This window comes from Micromonospora sp. URMC 105 (genome assembly GCF_051386295.1).
In the GTDB taxonomy this organism is placed as follows: Bacteria; Actinomycetota; Actinomycetes; order Mycobacteriales; family Micromonosporaceae; genus Micromonospora.
Genome location: NZ_JBPQTL010000020.1, coordinates 42,043 through 57,083, shown reverse-complemented (window position 1 = coordinate 57,083; position 15,041 = coordinate 42,043). Strand labels below are relative to the sequence as shown.

16 protein-coding genes and 1 tRNA gene are annotated in these 15,041 nt (G+C 72.0%); 10 read left to right on the top strand and 7 right to left on the bottom strand.

Going from position 1 to position 15,041, the window contains the following annotated elements:
* Positions 1–6: 6 nt before the first annotated feature.
* On the top strand, positions 7–1,686 hold the full coding sequence (locus ACSNN7_RS09785) for a S8 family serine peptidase (RefSeq protein WP_436680356.1): 1,680 nt from the start codon (positions 7–9) through the stop codon (positions 1,684–1,686).
* Between the two features lie 77 nt (positions 1,687–1,763).
* Here ACSNN7_RS09785 and ACSNN7_RS09780 read toward each other — a convergent pair whose 3' ends face one another.
* Together ACSNN7_RS09780 and ACSNN7_RS09775 are read right to left on the bottom strand one after the other, a co-directional pair.
* On the bottom strand, positions 1,764–2,687 hold the full coding sequence (locus tag ACSNN7_RS09780) for a DUF559 domain-containing protein (protein WP_436680355.1): 924 nt from the start codon (positions 2,685–2,687) through the stop codon (positions 1,764–1,766).
* A 249-nt stretch (positions 2,688–2,936) separates the two neighbouring features.
* Positions 2,937–3,611, bottom strand: a complete 675-nt coding sequence (locus ACSNN7_RS09775; RefSeq protein WP_436680370.1) for an IclR family transcriptional regulator — start codon at positions 3,609–3,611, stop codon at positions 2,937–2,939.
* A gap of 171 nt (positions 3,612–3,782) precedes the next feature.
* Here ACSNN7_RS09775 and cysS point away from each other — a divergent pair, with 171 nt between their 5' ends.
* Both cysS and rlmB read left to right on the top strand, forming a co-directional pair.
* Positions 3,783–5,198: a cysteine--tRNA ligase gene (gene cysS / locus ACSNN7_RS09770; protein WP_436680354.1), complete on the top strand. Its 1,416-nt coding sequence runs from the start codon at positions 3,783–3,785 to the stop codon at positions 5,196–5,198.
* Positions 5,198–6,325 (top strand): 23S rRNA (guanosine(2251)-2'-O)-methyltransferase RlmB, encoded by a 1,128-nt coding sequence (gene rlmB / locus ACSNN7_RS09765; RefSeq protein WP_436680353.1) that lies wholly within the window; start codon positions 5,198–5,200, stop codon positions 6,323–6,325. Before cysS ends, rlmB begins: the two co-directional genes overlap by 1 nt.
* Before the next feature lie 71 nt (positions 6,326–6,396).
* Here rlmB and ACSNN7_RS09760 read toward each other — a convergent pair whose 3' ends face one another.
* Positions 6,397–7,488 carry an ABC transporter ATP-binding protein gene (locus ACSNN7_RS09760; protein WP_334455595.1) on the bottom strand — a complete coding sequence of 364 codons (1,092 nt, stop codon included), beginning with the start codon at positions 7,486–7,488 and terminating at the stop codon, positions 6,397–6,399.
* 366 nt (positions 7,489–7,854) lie between these two features.
* On the opposite strand from ACSNN7_RS09760, the gene ACSNN7_RS09755 reads away from it, so the two are divergent.
* Positions 7,855–7,931, top strand: a tRNA-Thr gene (locus ACSNN7_RS09755).
* A 408-nt stretch (positions 7,932–8,339) separates the two neighbouring features.
* The gene (locus ACSNN7_RS09750; RefSeq protein WP_436680352.1) at positions 8,340–9,008 is read left to right on the top strand and encodes a hypothetical protein; all 669 of its coding nucleotides are present in this window, start codon (positions 8,340–8,342) and stop codon (positions 9,006–9,008) included.
* Between the two features lie 50 nt (positions 9,009–9,058).
* Here ACSNN7_RS09750 and ACSNN7_RS09745 read toward each other — a convergent pair whose 3' ends face one another.
* Both ACSNN7_RS09745 and ACSNN7_RS09740 read right to left on the bottom strand, forming a co-directional pair.
* Entirely contained in the window at positions 9,059–10,012 is a 954-nt protein-coding gene (locus ACSNN7_RS09745) for a serine hydrolase domain-containing protein (RefSeq protein WP_436680369.1), read from the bottom strand.
* A gap of 315 nt (positions 10,013–10,327) precedes the next feature.
* Positions 10,328–10,555: a hypothetical protein gene (locus ACSNN7_RS09740; protein WP_436680351.1), complete on the bottom strand. Its 228-nt coding sequence runs from the start codon at positions 10,553–10,555 to the stop codon at positions 10,328–10,330.
* A gap of 127 nt (positions 10,556–10,682) precedes the next feature.
* On the opposite strand from ACSNN7_RS09740, the gene ACSNN7_RS09735 reads away from it, so the two are divergent.
* The 4 genes from ACSNN7_RS09735 (at position 10,683) to ACSNN7_RS09720 (ending at position 12,725) form a co-directional block, all read left to right on the top strand.
* Entirely contained in the window at positions 10,683–11,087 is a 405-nt protein-coding gene (locus ACSNN7_RS09735; protein ID WP_436680350.1) for a helix-turn-helix domain-containing protein, read from the top strand.
* A gap of 35 nt (positions 11,088–11,122) precedes the next feature.
* Positions 11,123–11,542, top strand: a complete 420-nt coding sequence (locus ACSNN7_RS09730; RefSeq protein WP_436680349.1) for a VOC family protein — start codon at positions 11,123–11,125, stop codon at positions 11,540–11,542.
* 112 nt (positions 11,543–11,654) lie between these two features.
* Entirely contained in the window at positions 11,655–12,269 is a 615-nt protein-coding gene (locus tag ACSNN7_RS09725; protein ID WP_436680348.1) for a histidine phosphatase family protein, read from the top strand.
* 30 nt (positions 12,270–12,299) lie between these two features.
* Positions 12,300–12,725 (top strand): ASCH domain-containing protein, encoded by a 426-nt coding sequence (locus tag ACSNN7_RS09720; RefSeq protein ID WP_436680347.1) that lies wholly within the window; start codon positions 12,300–12,302, stop codon positions 12,723–12,725.
* Between the two features lie 114 nt (positions 12,726–12,839).
* Here ACSNN7_RS09720 and ACSNN7_RS09715 read toward each other — a convergent pair whose 3' ends face one another.
* The gene (locus ACSNN7_RS09715; protein ID WP_436680346.1) at positions 12,840–13,502 is read right to left on the bottom strand and encodes a type 1 glutamine amidotransferase domain-containing protein; all 663 of its coding nucleotides are present in this window, start codon (positions 13,500–13,502) and stop codon (positions 12,840–12,842) included.
* Between the two features lie 72 nt (positions 13,503–13,574).
* Here ACSNN7_RS09715 and ACSNN7_RS09710 point away from each other — a divergent pair, with 72 nt between their 5' ends.
* Positions 13,575–14,459, top strand: a complete 885-nt coding sequence (locus ACSNN7_RS09710; RefSeq protein WP_436680345.1) for a LysR family transcriptional regulator — start codon at positions 13,575–13,577, stop codon at positions 14,457–14,459.
* 7 nt (positions 14,460–14,466) lie between these two features.
* Here ACSNN7_RS09710 and ACSNN7_RS09705 read toward each other — a convergent pair whose 3' ends face one another.
* A complete protein-coding gene (locus ACSNN7_RS09705) occupies positions 14,467–14,952 on the bottom strand; it encodes a hypothetical protein (RefSeq protein WP_436680344.1) in 486 nt (161 codons plus the stop codon).
* Positions 14,953–15,041: the final 89 nt, after the last annotated feature.

Below are 15,041 nucleotides of genomic sequence, written 5' to 3'. Positions count from 1 at the left end.
GATGTGGTGAGCAAGCGCTTCACCGCCGGGGCAGTCGCGACCGCGGCGACCCTGGCACTCACGGTGACGGGGCTCGTGGCTCCGGCCAACGCGGAGCCGACCAGCACCCGGACCTTCACCGTGGTCGCCGAGGACGGCGTCTCCGCGGACGCGGCCATCGCCGCGATCCGGGCGGCGGGCGGGACCGTGGTGTCCCGCACCGACGACGTCGGCCTGTTCCAGGTCACCAGCGACCGGGCCGACTTCGCCGGCCGGGCGGCCGCCGCCGGTGAGCTGATCGGCGCCGCCGAGCAGAAGGCCATCGGCCGCAAGCCGAAGCTGGACCGGGTCGAGCAGGAACACCTGCTGACCCAGGACAAGGGTGCCGCCAAGGGGCACGGCAAGAAGCTCGACCCGCTGGACGACAAGCTCTGGGGCCTCGACATGATCCGCGCCGACCGGGCGCGGAAGATCGAGCCGGGTGACCGGCGGGTGACCGTCGCCATCCTGGACACCGGCGTCGACGCCAGCCAGCCGGACCTCGCGCCGAACTTCAACTGGTCGCTGTCGCGCAACTTCGCGCCGGACAAGGTCGACGTCGACGGTGCCTGCGAGGTGGCGAGCTGCCTCGACCCGGTCGGCACCGACGACGGCGGACACGGCACCCACGTCGCCGGCACCATTGGCGCCGCGGCCAACGGGTTCGGCCTCTCCGGTGTCGCCCCGAACGTCTCGCTGGTCGAGCTCAAGGGTGGCCAGGACTCCGGCTACTTCTTCCTCGACCCGGTGGTCAACTCCCTGGTGTACGCCGGCAAGGCCGGCATCGACGTGGTGAACATGTCCTTCTACGTCGACCCGTGGCTCTACAACTGCACCGCCAACCCGGCCGACGCGCCGGAGGCGCAGGCCGAGCAGCGGGCCATCATCAAGGCCATGACGCGAGCCCTGAACTTCGCCCACCGCAAGGGTGTGACCCTGGTCGGCTCGCTCGGCAACAACCACGAGGACCTCGGTGCGCCCCGGACCGACGTCTCCAGCCCGGACTACGGCTCCACCCCGTACCCGCGGCCGATCGACAACGACAGCTGCTGGGACCTGCCGGTCGAAGGGCCGCACGTCATCGGCGTCTCCGCCGTCGGTCCGTCCGGCAAGAAGGCGGACTACTCCAACTACGGCACCGAGCAGATCTCGGTCGCCGCGCCGGGTGGCTGGTTCCGCGACGGCTTCGGCACCGACACCTACCGCACCGACGCCAACATGATCCTCTCCACGTACCCCAAGAAGGTGCTCCAGGAGGAGGGCTCGGTCGACGAGAACGGCAACATCGTCGCCGGCTTCGAGAACTCGGTGTTCAAGCAGTGCACGACCGCCGGTGAGTGCGGGTACTACACCTACCTGCAGGGCACCTCGATGGCCTCGCCGCACGTCAGCGGGGTGGCCGGTCTGATCGTCAGCAAGTTCGGCAAGAAGCAGGGCCGCACCGGCTTCGGCCTGGCGCCGGAACTGGTGGAGCAGCACCTCTACCGGACCGCCGCCGAGCACGCCTGCCCCGAGCCGCGCCTGCAGACCTACACCAACGAGGGCCGTTCGGCCGAGTTCGACGCGTACTGCGCCGGCTCGCTGAACTTCAACGGCTTCTACGGGTACGGCATCGTGGACGCGTACGCCGCGGTGAAGAGCCCGCTCAAGCCGCACATCCAGCCGTAACGCATCTCCCGTCGGGGGGCCGGGCGGCAGTCGTCGCCCGGGCCCTCCGCCGTCCGCCCTCTGCCTGCGGCGGGTGGTCATCGTCGCCAGCCTCGGGCGGCGAGGGCGGCCCGAATCTCGCGGAGGACCGCCGGAAAGTCGTGGCGGAGACGGCGACTGGTCACATGCAGCACGAGCCAGCCGGCGGCCACCAACTGATTGAGTCGTCGTCGGTCGCGGTGCAGTTGGTCGGGGTCGGCGTGCCACTGGCCGTCGTACTCCACCGCAACCCGGAATTCCGGCCAGGCCAGGTCCGGGTGCAGGACCAAGCCGGACGGCAACCGGACGGGATGCTGGGTGACCGGCCGGGGCAGGCCGCCGAGGATCAGCCGGACCCGCAGGTACGACTCCGGCGGGGACTGCGCTCCCGCGTCGGCCAGGTCGAAGACCCGGGCGGCGCGTCGACCGCCCGGGCGGTGGGCCTGCCGGCGGGCGGTTTCGGCGAGGGCGTCCCGGGATGTCAGGCCCATACCGAGCAGAGCGTCGATGACGGAGACCGCCCGGACGGGCTCCAGCCAGGCGGCCGTCTCCCAGGCGGCCTGCGCCGGGTCCGACCGGGGGAGGGCGGCAGGAACCCGTGTCGCGCCGGTCGCGTCCAGCCGGCCGGGCGGGATCACCGCGTCGCTGGTGTGCACCCGAATGCCGCCGATGGAGCCGAGGCGGACGGTTCGGGGCACCCGAACGTGCACGACGTCGCCGAATCCGGCGGCATGGGTGACGCCGTGCAGGTAGGCCGCGGACGGACCGGCGATCACCGCCTCCGGTGGCAGGCGGAGCATGGTGGCCTGGCAGGCCAGCGTGTGATCCCGGTCGAGGCGGGCGTCGGCGTAGACGTCCTGGCGGACCCGGATCCAGGCGGCGCCGCGCAACTGGTGCCGGGTGAGCAGGCCACGCCGTATCGCTTCCGAGCCGCGGAAGACCCGCCAGGCGAGCGCGGACGGGCGATGAGGTGGTGGGGGCATGACAAGGAGCGTTGCCGTCGCCGCTCGTACTGCGACACCCCTGTGGACAAACAGCGCCGGCCAGGTATGCCCGCCCTGTGGACGACGCCCGCCGGCGCCGAATTCTGTGGTAACCGCGCTCCGGTTGCTGCCGACGGGCCGCCGCGGCCTAGATCGACTCCGTGTCGCCGATGTGGCGGGGATCCGTCGCGTTTGACACCGCCACCTCGGCGAAATGGAGTGGATCTTGCCGCGAGTCGTGCGTCGGGGTCAGGAGAGGGCGGTGGCGATCGACCTGGCGGCGGCGAGGACCTGCGCGCCGACGGTGTCGGCGTCCAGCGGGGCCAGCGCCACCACTCCGACGCTCGCCTCCAGGCCCGGTACCCCGAGCACCGGCGCCGCCACCCCGTACGCCCCGGGTTGCAGCTCCCCGACGGTGCTCACCGGGTCGGCCACGCCCGACCGGCCGGCGAGGATCGCCCGGCCGGCCGCCCCCCGCTCCAGCGGGTGCCGCGCGCCCGTCCGGTACGCCACGTGGAACGACGTCCAGCTCGGCTCGACCACCGCCAGCGCCACCCCCTCGCCGCCCTCGACCACCGTCAGGTGCGCGGTCGCGCCGGCCTGTTCGGCCAGCCGGCGCAGCGCCGGCAGCGCCCCCTCGGCGAGCAGCGGCTGGGCCCGCCGGGCCAGGTGCAGCACGCCGGCACCCAGCCGCAGCCGGCCGTCGCCGTCCCGGCGCAGCATCCCGTGCCCGGTCAGCGCCCCGACCAGCCGGTAGACGGCCGCCCGGCCGATGCCCAGCCGGTTCGCCGCCTCGGTCACGGTCAGCCCGGCGGGAGCGTCGGCCACCAGATGCAGCAGGCGCAGGCCCCGGTCCAGGGTCTGCGCCGTCTCCGCGGGGCGGGCCGCCCCGTCGCCGGCCGCCGCCGGGTCCCGCCGCGCCACCCCGACGCCGGCCCCCTGCGTCGCTCCGACGCCAGCCCGCTGCGGCGCACCGGCATCGGGCCTGATCGCCGCGTCGCCGGGTTCGCCGGCCCTCGCCGTCGTCTCCACAGCACGCAGCGTACGACCCGGCTCCGGGCGACCCGCGCAAGCGTGGGCGGCTACCCTTGTACGGTGACGCTACGCCTGTATGACACCGCCACCCGATCGGTGCGGGACTTCGTCCCGCGGGAAGCCGGCAAGGTGGGGGTCTACCTGTGTGGTCTCACCCTCCAGGCCCCGCCGCACATCGGTCACCTTCGCTCCGGCGTGAACTACGACGTGCTGCGCCGCTGGCTGCTCGCCGCCGGCTACGAGGTCACCTTCATCCGCAACGTGACCGACATCGACGACAAGATCCTGGTCAAGGCGATGGAGCGGGAGCAGCCGTTCTGGTCGATCGCGTACGCCAACGAGCTGATCCTGGCCGAGTCCTACCGGGCGCTGAACGTGCTGCCGCCGACGTACGAGCCGCGCGCCACCGGGCACATCCCGGAGATGCACCAGCTGATCGCCCGGCTGATCGAGACCGGGCACGCCTACCCGGCCACCGACGGCTCCGGTGACGTCTACTTCGACGTGGCCTCCTGGCCGGCGTACGGGTCACTGTCCGGGCAGTCGCCCGACGACATGCAGTCCGCCGGGGACGCCCCCGAGCGAGGCAAGCGCGACCCGCGCGACTTCGCGCTCTGGAAGGGCGCCAAGCCGGACGAGCCGGCCGACGCCTACTGGCCGTCGCCGTGGGGCCGGGGCCGCCCCGGCTGGCACATCGAGTGCTCGGCGATGTGCTGGCGCTACCTCGGCGCCGAGTTCGACATCCACGGCGGCGGGCTGGACCTGACGTTCCCGCACCACGAGAACGAAATCGCCCAGTCGCAGGCCGCCGGGCTGCCCTTCGCCCGGTTCTGGGTGCACCACGGCCTGCTCAGCATCGGCGGCGCCAAGATGGGCAAGTCGCTCGGCAACGCCCTCGACCTGACGTACGTCGACTCGCTGGGCGTACGCCCGGTGGAGCTGCGCTACTACTACGCCGCCGCGCACTACCGCTCCCGGATCGACTACTCCGAGGACGCGTTGCGCGAGGCCGCGGTGGCGTACCGGCGGATCGAGGGCTTCGTCCAGCGGGCCGCCGAGCGGGTCGGTGGCGGCCAGCTCGGCGAGCTGCCGACCGGCTTCGTGGCGGCGATGGACGACGATCTCAACACCTCGGCCGCCCTGGCGGTGCTGCACGAGGTGGTCCGGGACGGCAACACCGCGCTGACCGCCGGCGAGGATGTGACCGTCCGCACCACCCTGGCCTCCACGCGTGCCATGCTGGATATCCTCGGCGTCGACCCCCTGGACCCGGCGTGGACCGGCGGCGACCGCGCCGACGACCTGCGCGGCGTGGTGGACTCCCTGGTCGCGCTGGCCCTGGAGCAGCGTGCCCAGGCCCGCGTCCGCAAGGACTGGACCGCCGCGGACGCCGTACGCGACCAGCTGAAGCAGGCCGGCGTGGTGGTCGAGGACACCCCCCAGGGCCCCCGTTGGACTATTGGAGAGCAGGACTGATGGCCGGCAACTCGCAGCGCCGTGGCCGGCGACTGACGCCGAAGGCGGGTGCCCGCAAGGGCTCCGGCGGCAAGAACAAGGACGCTCTGGCGGGTCGGGGCAAGACCCTGCCCGCCGACGAGCGGCCCTGGCACAAGGCGTACTCGGGCACCGAGAAGCTGCCGCAGCGCACCGCCTGGAAGCAGGACAAGGAGCGCCGCGCGGCGGCCGAGGAGGGGCGCGCCCCCAAGATCGGTCAGCCGGGCACCAAGGACACCACCTGGGGCCGCGGCGGCGGCCGGGGCGCTCCGGCGGGCCGTGGCACGGGCGGCCGGGGCGGCAAGCCCACCGGCCGGACCGGTCCCCGGGTCGCGCCGGGCCGCAAGTCCACCCCGTCGAAGGACACCCCGGAGCTGCTGGTCGGGCGCAACCCGGTGCTGGAGTCGCTGCGCACCCAGGTGCCGGCGACCGCGCTCTACACGGCGCAGGGCATCGACGCCGACGACCGGGTCAACGAGATCATCCGGACCGCCGCGGACCGGGGCATCGCCATCCTGGAGATCAGCCGGGCCGAGCTGGACCGGATGACCGGCGGCGTGCTGCACCAGGGCGTCGGCCTCCAGGTGCCGCCGTTCGCGTACGAGCCCTTCGAGGACCTGCTGGCCGCGTCGGTGGAGCACACCGCCCCGCTGCTGGTGGCGCTGGACGGGGTCACCGACCCGCGCAACCTGGGCGCGGTGATCCGCTCCGCCGCCGCGTTCGGCGCGCAGGGTGTCTTCGTACCCGAGCGGCGGGCCGCCGGGATCACCGCGACCGCCTGGCGGACCAGTGCCGGCGCGGCCGCGCGGGTGCCGGTCGCCCAGGTCACCAACCTGACCCGGGCGCTGAAGGCCTGCCAGGACGCCGGCTTCATGGTGGTCGGCCTGGACGCCGACGGCGAGACCGACCTGTACGACCTGGAGGCCGCCGTCGGCCCGCTGGTCGTGGTGGTCGGCTCGGAGGGGCGCGGGCTGTCCCGGCTGGTCGGGGAGACCTGCGACCTGACCGTCAGCATCCCGATGATCTCCGACGTGGAGTCGCTCAACGCCAGCGTCGCCGCCGCGGTCACCCTCGCCGAGGTGTCCCGCCGCCGCGCCGCCGAGGGCTGACCGGCCCGCACACGCACGACGAGAAAGGGGCGGCCCGCCGACAGCGGGCCGCCCCTTTTCTTACGCGTACGTCAGATCCGCTTGCCGGTGACGGCGTGGAAGACGTGGCTCCGGCCGGCGCGCGGCTTGACGAACACGGTGTCACCCATGTTCGGCATGGTGCGCCGGTCGGTGCGGACCACGAAGCGCTCGTCGAGACCCTGGAGCGCTGCGTGCCCGTAGACGTTCGCGTCCGAGCCGAGGTCCTCGACCAGCTCGACCACGACGGGCATGCCGCCCTCGGTCGGGCTGACCAGGTCGCAGTCCTCCGGACGGAAGCCGACGGTCACCTTGCCGTCGCCACCCTCGGCGCGGGCCGCGGCGACCTGCTCCCGGGTGAGCGGGATGTGCATCTCGGCGAAGGCGGCGCCCTGCTCGTTCAGCGGGACGGTCTTGATGTTCATGGCGGGGGAGCCCATGAAGCCGGCGACGAAGACGTTGGCCGGGGTGTCGTAGAGCGCGCGGGGAGTGTCCACCTGCTGGAGCACACCGTCGAGCATGACGGCCACCCGGTGACCCATCGTCATCGCCTCGACCTGGTCGTGGGTGACGTAGACCGTGGTGATGCCGAGCTTGGCCTGCAGCGAGGCGATCTGGGTACGGGTCTGCACCCGGAGCTTGGCGTCGAGGTTCGACAGCGGCTCGTCCATGAGGAAGACCTGCGGCTCGCGGACGATCGCGCGCCCCATGGCGACCCGCTGGCGCTGACCACCGGAGAGCGCCTTCGGCTTGCGGTTGAGGTACTCCTCCAGCTGGAGCAGCCCCGCCGCCTCCTTGACCCGCCGGTCGATCTCGTCCTTGGAGGTCTTGCGCAGCTTGAGCGCGAACGCCATGTTCTCGTACACCGACATGTGCGGGTAGAGGGCGTAGTTCTGGAAGACCATCGCGATGTCGCGGGCCTTCGGCGGCAGGTGGGTGACGTCCCGGTCGTCGATGTAGATCGCGCCGTCGTCGACGTCCTCGAGGCCGGCGAGCATCCGCAGGCTGGTGGACTTACCGCAACCCGACGGGCCGACCAGGACGAGGAACTCCCCGTCGCCGATCTGGAGGTCGAGCTGGTTGACCGCGGGGCGTTCGGTGCCCGGGTAGATCCGGGACGCCTTCGCGTAGGTGACCGTAGCCATGGTGGTGCGCTTCCTTTCACCGGCAGGAACGTGCCGGACGATCCGAGTGAAGGAGCCACCGGCACCCTCGATGCCGGTCCACGGGCGACGTCCCTGGGGGTGGCCGGAGCCGGCCGGGGGTGTCGTCCGTGTCACTGCACCGTAAACGGCTTTCGACACCGTGCCAAGACGGGGTACGACGGGTGGGATCGAGCGCATACGCATTCCGGTCAGGCGGGCACTCCCGGGCATCAATCGCCGCGCCGTCCGGGTCCGCCGCGGCCGATACGGGGCCGCAGCGGTCGGGAAATTGACGTTTTCCGTGCTCGGGACACCTGCCGAGCGGGATTTCCGGGCACCAGTCGCTATGCTGACGTCGACACACGCGCCCCTGTAGCTCAGCTGGCCAGAGCACTCGCCTTGTAAGCGAGATGTCGCCGGTTCGATCCCGGCCGGGGGCTCCAACCTCATCAGGCTTCCGCGGCGGCTGATGACGCCGCTCTGCCGGATGACGGCAACGCTGACAGCAACGGCGGTCATGACAGCCGCCCGTCGAGCTTGCCGAGCGCCTGATGCATCCCTCCGAGTCGATTGCGGCGGGTGCGGAAGGCGGTCAGGGCTGTCATCGGAAGCGGCCGCGCCGCAACGTTCAGCGCCCAGAAGTAGATGGTCAGAGGATGGTCGACGAGCGGGAGCAGTGGCGAACATCTGACTTCGTTCCCGCCAACTCCACACCGCGGTGAGGGGGGCAGCGGCCGTCGCAACCGTCGGTGGATGCTCACCATCCCCCTGGTGCTGCCGGACGACCCGGTGGAGCGGGTGCACAGTGGTTGCCCCCGTCGTATGAGTGCAGCGGACCCGGAAGGAAGTCGATGGACGACGCGGTGGGCGAGCTCGAGCCGTCTCCGATCCAGAAAGCCGTGGAGGCGATCGCCATCACGCCTGAGGCGGCCGCTGAGCTCGTGGGGGGTTACCGTGCGGCCTTCGAGGCCAAGTTCAAGCGGGAGCCCGAGAGTCTGGAGGACAAGGGCCGGATCGCCGCCAAGGTCATTGACCGGTACGCCAAGATCTCGGCAGCCGCTGGTGTGGTCACCGCGGCCCCGAGCGTGATTCCGGGGATCGGGACGGCGGTTGCTGTCCTGGGCGGCGGGGCCGCCGACCTCGCCGTGGCACTCAAGCTCCAGATCGACATGTGCATGTGTCTGGTCGAGGTCTACGAGGCCGAGCTGAGCAGTGAGGACAAGAAGCACCTGGCCTTCGTGCTCGCGTTGGCCGGCTCGGCGGAACAGTTGGCGGCGGGCGGCGGCAAGGCAGCGGTCCAGAAGATCGCCCAGAAGCTGGTCTACCAGTACCTGCGGGGACCCGCCTTGGTCACGATCAAGCAGTTGTTCAAGCGGGTGTCCATCACCTTCACCCAGAAGGCGATGGCGAAGGCGGTCCCGATCGGCGTAGGTGTCGTTTTCAGTGGCACAGCCAACTACGTCCTGACGACGGTGGTGGGCAAGGTGGCGGTCGCAGTCCTTGCCAAGGATGTGGAGTAGGCGGCCTGCCATGGCTCCTTGCTGCGCTGCGCCGGCGGGCGCGGCGTGGGTCAGGCCGTTGCGGGGAGGACGACCCGCTCCAGCACGGTGAGCGGGGTCCGCCACTGGTCGGGGTCGTTGTAGTTGCCGGCGGTGACGGCCACGGTGAGGTCCAGGTCGGGCAGGACGAACAGCCGCTGGCCGCCGTTGCCCATACCGGCGTACACCCGGTGGCCGGCGATGGGTTCGATGTACCACTGGTAGCCGTACCGGGTGCCCCAGCTGGTCTGCAGGCGTGGCTGGAGCATCGCGCGGATCCAGTCGGTGGAGACGACCCGCTGGCCGTCCCAGGTTCCCTCGGTCAGCACCAGCTCGCCGATCCTGGCCAGGTCACGGGGCGCGAGTCGCAGCCCGGACGCGGCGGAGGCCACTGCGTCCGCGCCGGTCATCCACTGGTGGCTGCCGATGCCCAGCGGCGCGAACAGCATGTCCTGCGCGTACTGCGGCAGCGACTGCCCGGTGCCGTCGGCGATCAATCGGCCGAGCAGGGCGCTGGCACCGCCGCAGTAGGTCCACCGGGACCCGGGTGGCTCAACGATCGGCCGCTCCAGGACGTACCGGTACCGGTCCGGTGCCAGCTCCATCGCGATCTCGGCGTTGGCCGGGCTGTCGTACGGGAGATCTTCGCGCCAGTCCAACCCCAACGACATCGTCAGCGCGTGCTCCACCGTGAGCCGGGCACGCTGGGGGTCGGCCGCCAGGTCGGGATACTGCGGGAACAGCGGCAGGAGCGGCTCCGCCGGCGGCGGCACCAGCCCTTCCCCGAGGGCGATGCCGTACAACAGCGCGGTCACGCTCTTGGTGACCGACCGGATGTCGTGCAGCGTCCCGGGTCCGAACTCGACGACACCCAGTGAGTCGCCCCAGGCGAAGTCCTCGCCGGCCCCGTAGTACTCCAGCAGGCATCGGCCGCCGCGAACGGCTGCCACGGCGTGCAGACCGTCGACCTGGCCGGCTCTGAGCATCCCGTCCAGGCGGTCACGTACCTGGGTCGTCGTCACATGGCCTCCCGGGAAGCGATACCGGCCAGCGGAACACACCGCTGGTTATACCGGAATCTCCGTCATGCCAGACGCCTCCGCTCGACCGCGCTCGTTGCCGTCACCACGCTCAGCGGCGGCACGTCCTTCGCCACGACGGCGCCTGCGCCGACGACCGAGCCGCGACCAGTACGCGCTCTGCGAACGCGCGTGACGCGGGCATCCGGGTCGGTAGGCGTAGCTCGTTGCGCCAGGGCGATGCTGGCAGAGGCGTCGGGTGGGCGTGGCCGTACGGCCGCCTCACTCGCCGCCGTTGGACTCCTCGTGGAAGTAGACGGTGAGCGAGTACCAGTCACCGTGCTCGTTGATTTCGTTCCCCAGGGTCACGTCCTGGATCCACACCGGCCCGAGTTCCTCGATGGTGTCCGCGACCCGACGGAGCAGCGCCGGCACGTCGTCCTGGCCGGGCCCGACCGGGTTCGCCTGGGCGAAGTACCGGACGGTGGGGAATTTGGAAACTTCTTTCACAGTTAGATTGTTGCATCGATGTACACCATTGCGTTGCCCCGCCGCGCGGGATACGGCCCGGGCCGCTTCGACTGCCGACGACGGGGATAGCCTGGCGCTGACGGCGGTGACGACGAGGCGGGGGCCGATGAGTCGTGCGGTGGAGGAGTCGAACCGGGCCATGCTGCGGGCCCGGGACGCCATGGACCGGGCGTACGCCGACCCGCTGGACATCCCGGCGCTGGCCCGGATAGCGCTCGTCTCCGAGGCGCACTTCATCCGCACGTTCCGCGCCACGTTCGGCGAGACCCCGCACCGCTACCTGCAACGGCGGCGGGTGGAGCGGGCGATGTCGATGCTGATCGAGACCGACCGGGACGTCACCGACATCTGCTTCGCGGTGGGCTTCAGCAGCCTCGGGTCGTTCAGCCGGACGTTCCGGCAGATCGTCGGGGAATCGCCCAGCGACTTCCGCAGGCGCCGCTCGGCCGGGGCCGCGAGCGTGCCGAGCTGCTTCACCAAGGCCTGGACCAGACCGAGCAGTTTTGGATAAGCAGCAGGTCAGGGGCGACCTCTAGCGTCATGGGCATGACGATGAACGCGATCAGCCGCTCCCAGATCTACGTCCTCGACCAGGACGAGGCCCTCGACTTCTACGTCGGCAAGCTCGGCATGGAGATCAACACCGACCAGGACCTCGGCTTCATGCGCTGGCTCACGGTCAACCTCCCGGGCGACCCGGAGCGCGAGATCCTGCTGGAGAAGCCCGGACCGCCGGCGCTCGACCCGGCCACCGCCGAGCAGGTCCGCGAGCTGCTGACCAAGGGGGCGCTGGGCGGCTACCTCTTCATGACCACCGACGACGCCCACAAGACGTACGAGGACCTGGTCGCCAAGGGGGTGGAGATCACCGACGAGCCGATGGAGCGCCCGTACGGGATCGACTTCGGCATCCGCGACCCGTTCGGCAACAAGATCCGCATCGGCCAGATGTTCCCCCGGGCCTGAGGCGGCCTTCATGGCAGCGCTGCGACGGTGGCCTCGCTGACCGTGAGCGGGGCGGCGACGGCCGGGAGGCGCGGGTTAGCATCGCGCCTCCCGGCCGCACGAGGAGACGACGATGGCCACCCGACTGCTCTATCTGGTTCGGCACGGCGAGCAGGACCGCCCGGAGGTCGAGTCGGCCGAGGTGGGGCTCTCCGAGCGGGGTCGCCGTCAGGCCGCGCTGCTCGGCCAGCGGCTGCGGGCCGTACCGTTGCAGGCCATCCACCACGGCCCGCTGCGCCGGGCCGCCGAGACCGCCGAGGTGGTCGCGGCGTCGCTGCCGAGGGTCCCGGTGTACGAGACCGAGCTGGCCGGTGACCATCTGCCGCACGACACCGATCCGGCCGGCCTGCCCGTGGCGTACGCGGACTTCCTGGCCCATTTCTCCGAGCGCGAGCGGGCCGACGGGCCGCGACTGGCGGCGGAGGCCGTCGCCCGGTTCGCCACCGCCCCGGCCGAGGGTGACGTACGCGAGTTGGTGATCACCCACAACTTCCTGATCGCCTGGCTGGTCCGGCACGCCCTGGACGCCCCGGCGCGGCGCTGGCTGGGGGTGAACCACCACAACGCCGGGCTGACCGTGATCCGCTACAGCTCGTCCGGGCCGCCCAGCCTGATCGCCTTCAACGACGTGGCCCACCTGCCGCCGGAGCTGCGCGGCACCGGGCTGCCCAGCGATTATCGGGTGTGACCGGCGGGCGGTGGCGGCTACGGTCGCCGGATGACGACCCCGCCGCCCGACCTGCCGAAGACCGAGTTCGCCTTTCCGGGGCCGCTGCGCGACCAGCTCGTCGCCGCCGTCCTCGCCGGCGCGAAGACCTCCACCACCGGCCTGCTGCAGGACTACGAGCGCGACGGCGAGCCGCTGCCGGTGGTCGGTGAACGCTCGGTGGTGGTCGACTCCGCCGACCGCCCGGTCGCGCTCATCGAGCTGACCGAGGTACGCGTCGTCCGGCTCGGCGACGTCGACCTCGACCACGCCCAGGACGAGGGCGAGGGGTACCAGTCGGTCGCCGCCTGGCGCGCCGGGCACGAGGCGTACTGGCACGGGCCGGACTACCGGGGCTGGCTCGGCGACCCGGAGTTCACCGTCGACGACGACACCCTGGCGGTCGCCGAACGCTTCCGCCTCCTCCACCGCCACTGACCCCCTCCCCGCGAGCCCACCGATGGCGGCACTTTCGGAGAAAGAGTGGCTGTTCCGCGCGGAACAGCCACTCTTTCCGTGAATCTGGGACCCGGGAGAGGGGGGTGGGACGGGTCAGCGGGAGGTGACGGCGGTGACGACGGCTTCGGCCATGGCGCGGGCGGACTGCGGATTCTGACCGGTGACCAGGCGGCCGTCGACGACGACGTGCTCGGTGAAGTTCGGCGCCGGGACGTGCACGGCACCGGCCTCGGTGAGCTTGTCGGCGAGCAGGAAGGGAACCACGTCGGTGAGCCCGACGGCGCTCTCCTCGTCGTTGGTGAAGCCGGCCACCCGCTTGCCCGCCACCAGGTACGAGCCGTCGGAGAGCTTCAGGTTCACCAGCGCGGACGGGCCGTGGCAGACCGCCGAGACGATCCCGCCGCGCTCGTAGACCGTTGCGGCGATGCGCGCCAGGTCGGGGTCGTCGGGGAAGTCCCACATGGTGCCGTGACCGCCGGCGAAAACGACCACGTCGTACCCGGTCGGGTCGACGTCGGCGGCTCGGGCCGTGTGCTCCACCCCGGCGGTGGCCAGGAAGTCGTTCTGGGTCTTGTCGTTCTCGTCATGGCCGTCGACCGGCGGCCGGCCGCCGGCCACCGAGACGAGGTCGACGTCCCAGCCGGCGGCCCGGAACACCTCCCACGGCTCCGCGGCCTCGCCGACGTAGAAGCCGGTCTCGCGGCCGGTGGTGCCGAGCTGGCGGTGGCTGGTCAGCGCGATGAGTGCACGTGTCATGCCGACCATGCTGGCGCGCGAATCCATAGCTCACCAATAGGCGAAGGACACATCGGCGATAGGTTTGCTGATGTGAAGGTGTCGCTCGACCTGCTCCGTAGCTTCCTGGCCGTGCACCGGTCCGGTTCGATCACGGCCGCCGCGGAGCTGCTCGGGCTGGCCCAGCCGACGGTCACCGCCCAGGTCCGGGCGCTGGAGGAGGCGGTGGGACGCCCGCTCTTCGACCGGTTGCCGAGAGGCGTGCTGCCCACCCCGGCCGGCGACGAGCTGGCCCGCCGGGTGGCCGAGCCGCTGGACCGCCTCGACGCCGTGCTCGCCGACGACACGGCCACGCCGTACCCCCGGACGGTCTTCCTCGGCGGACCGGCCGAGTTCCTCGCGGAGCGGGCGCTGCCAGCGGTGGCCGGGCTGGTCGCCGAGGGCCTGGAGCTGCGGGTCGCCGCGGGGCTGCCCGAGCAGCTCCTCGACGACGTCGCCGCCGGCCGGCTCGACCTGGCGGTGAGCAGTGTGCGCCCGCGACGACGGGGACTGACCGCCGAGCCGCTCTACGACGAGGAGTTCGCCCTGGTCGCCGCGCCCGCCTGGGCCGAGCGGCTGCCCGACCCGGTGACCCCGCAGGCCCTGCGCGACGTGCCGCTGGTCGCCTACGCGGAGGAGGCGCCGATCCTGCGCCGCTGGTGGCGGTCGGTCTTCGACACCCGGCTCACCCGTACGCCCAGCCTGGTGGTGGCCGACCTGCGCGCGGTGCTGGCGGCCGTGGTGGCCGGTGCCGGGGCGAGCGTGCTGCCGACGTACCTGTGCCGGGGTGAGCTGGCCTCCGGCGCGCTGCGCCCGCTGCTGAGCCCGCCGGTGCCGCCGCTGAACACGCTCTTCCTGGCCGCCCGGCCGGCGGTGGCCGGGCGGCGCGAGGTACAGGCGGTGCGGCGGGCGCTGCTGACCGCGGCGGCGGGCTGGTAGCCCGGCGTCAGCGCAGGCCGCCGACGCGGAGCAGGAGGTCGGCCACTTCGGTCGCGGTGGACGACGGTTGGGGACCGTTCTGGCAGTCGGTCCAGTCGACGGTGTTCTGCCCGACGGTCAACCGGTAGGTGTAGGTGTCCGCGCAGCGGGCGTCCGGGCCGCCCGGGCCGCCGCCTTGAGGGATGAGGCCGCTCAGCGCGCTCAGCCGGTCGATCTCGGCGGGGGAGAGCTGACCCGTCCGGGCGGCTCCGGTGCGATCGGTCGCCGTCCATCGGCCGTCCGGTCCGACGGTCACCGTCTCGGTGCCGCCCGCGAAGCCGCCGCTGCGGGTCAGCGTCACCGGGCGGGCGGTCGCGGCGAGGACGCCGCTGGCGGTGCCGCTCGGCGTGGCGGTGCCGGAGGTGGCCGTGGCGGTGCCGCCGGTGGGGGTGTCCGACGCCGGTGCAGGTGAACCGGAACCGGTTGCTGAGCAGCCGGTCAGGAGGCCGGCCACAGTTACGATCTTGACAATGGCCAGGACGGATGATCTCATGCCGTTCGGACGTGCATCGACGCCGCCGGGTTCCCTCACCAGGGCTCATC

Bases quoted from the DNA above. Each gene is read 5' to 3' on its own strand.
- rlmB (WP_436680353.1), top strand. From the start codon at position 5,198: ATGGCCGGCAACTCGCAGCGCCGTGGCCGGCGACTGACGCCGAAGGCG.
- ACSNN7_RS09715 (WP_436680346.1), bottom strand. From the start codon at position 13,502: ATGACACGTGCACTCATCGCGCTGACCAGCCACCGCCAGCTCGGCACC.
- ACSNN7_RS09745 (WP_436680369.1), bottom strand. From the start codon at position 10,012: ATGCTCAGAGCCGGCCAGGTCGACGGTCTGCACGCCGTGGCAGCCGTT.
- ACSNN7_RS09735 (WP_436680350.1), top strand. From the start codon at position 10,683: ATGAGTCGTGCGGTGGAGGAGTCGAACCGGGCCATGCTGCGGGCCCGG.
- ACSNN7_RS09760 (WP_334455595.1), bottom strand. From the start codon at position 7,488: ATGGCTACGGTCACCTACGCGAAGGCGTCCCGGATCTACCCGGGCACC.
- ACSNN7_RS09750 (WP_436680352.1), top strand. From the start codon at position 8,340: ATGGACGACGCGGTGGGCGAGCTCGAGCCGTCTCCGATCCAGAAAGCC.
- ACSNN7_RS09780 (WP_436680355.1), bottom strand. From the start codon at position 2,687: ATGCCCCCACCACCTCATCGCCCGTCCGCGCTCGCCTGGCGGGTCTTC.
- ACSNN7_RS09725 (WP_436680348.1), top strand. From the start codon at position 11,655: ATGGCCACCCGACTGCTCTATCTGGTTCGGCACGGCGAGCAGGACCGC.
- ACSNN7_RS09720 (WP_436680347.1), top strand. From the start codon at position 12,300: ATGACGACCCCGCCGCCCGACCTGCCGAAGACCGAGTTCGCCTTTCCG.
- ACSNN7_RS09730 (WP_436680349.1), top strand. From the start codon at position 11,123: ATGACGATGAACGCGATCAGCCGCTCCCAGATCTACGTCCTCGACCAG.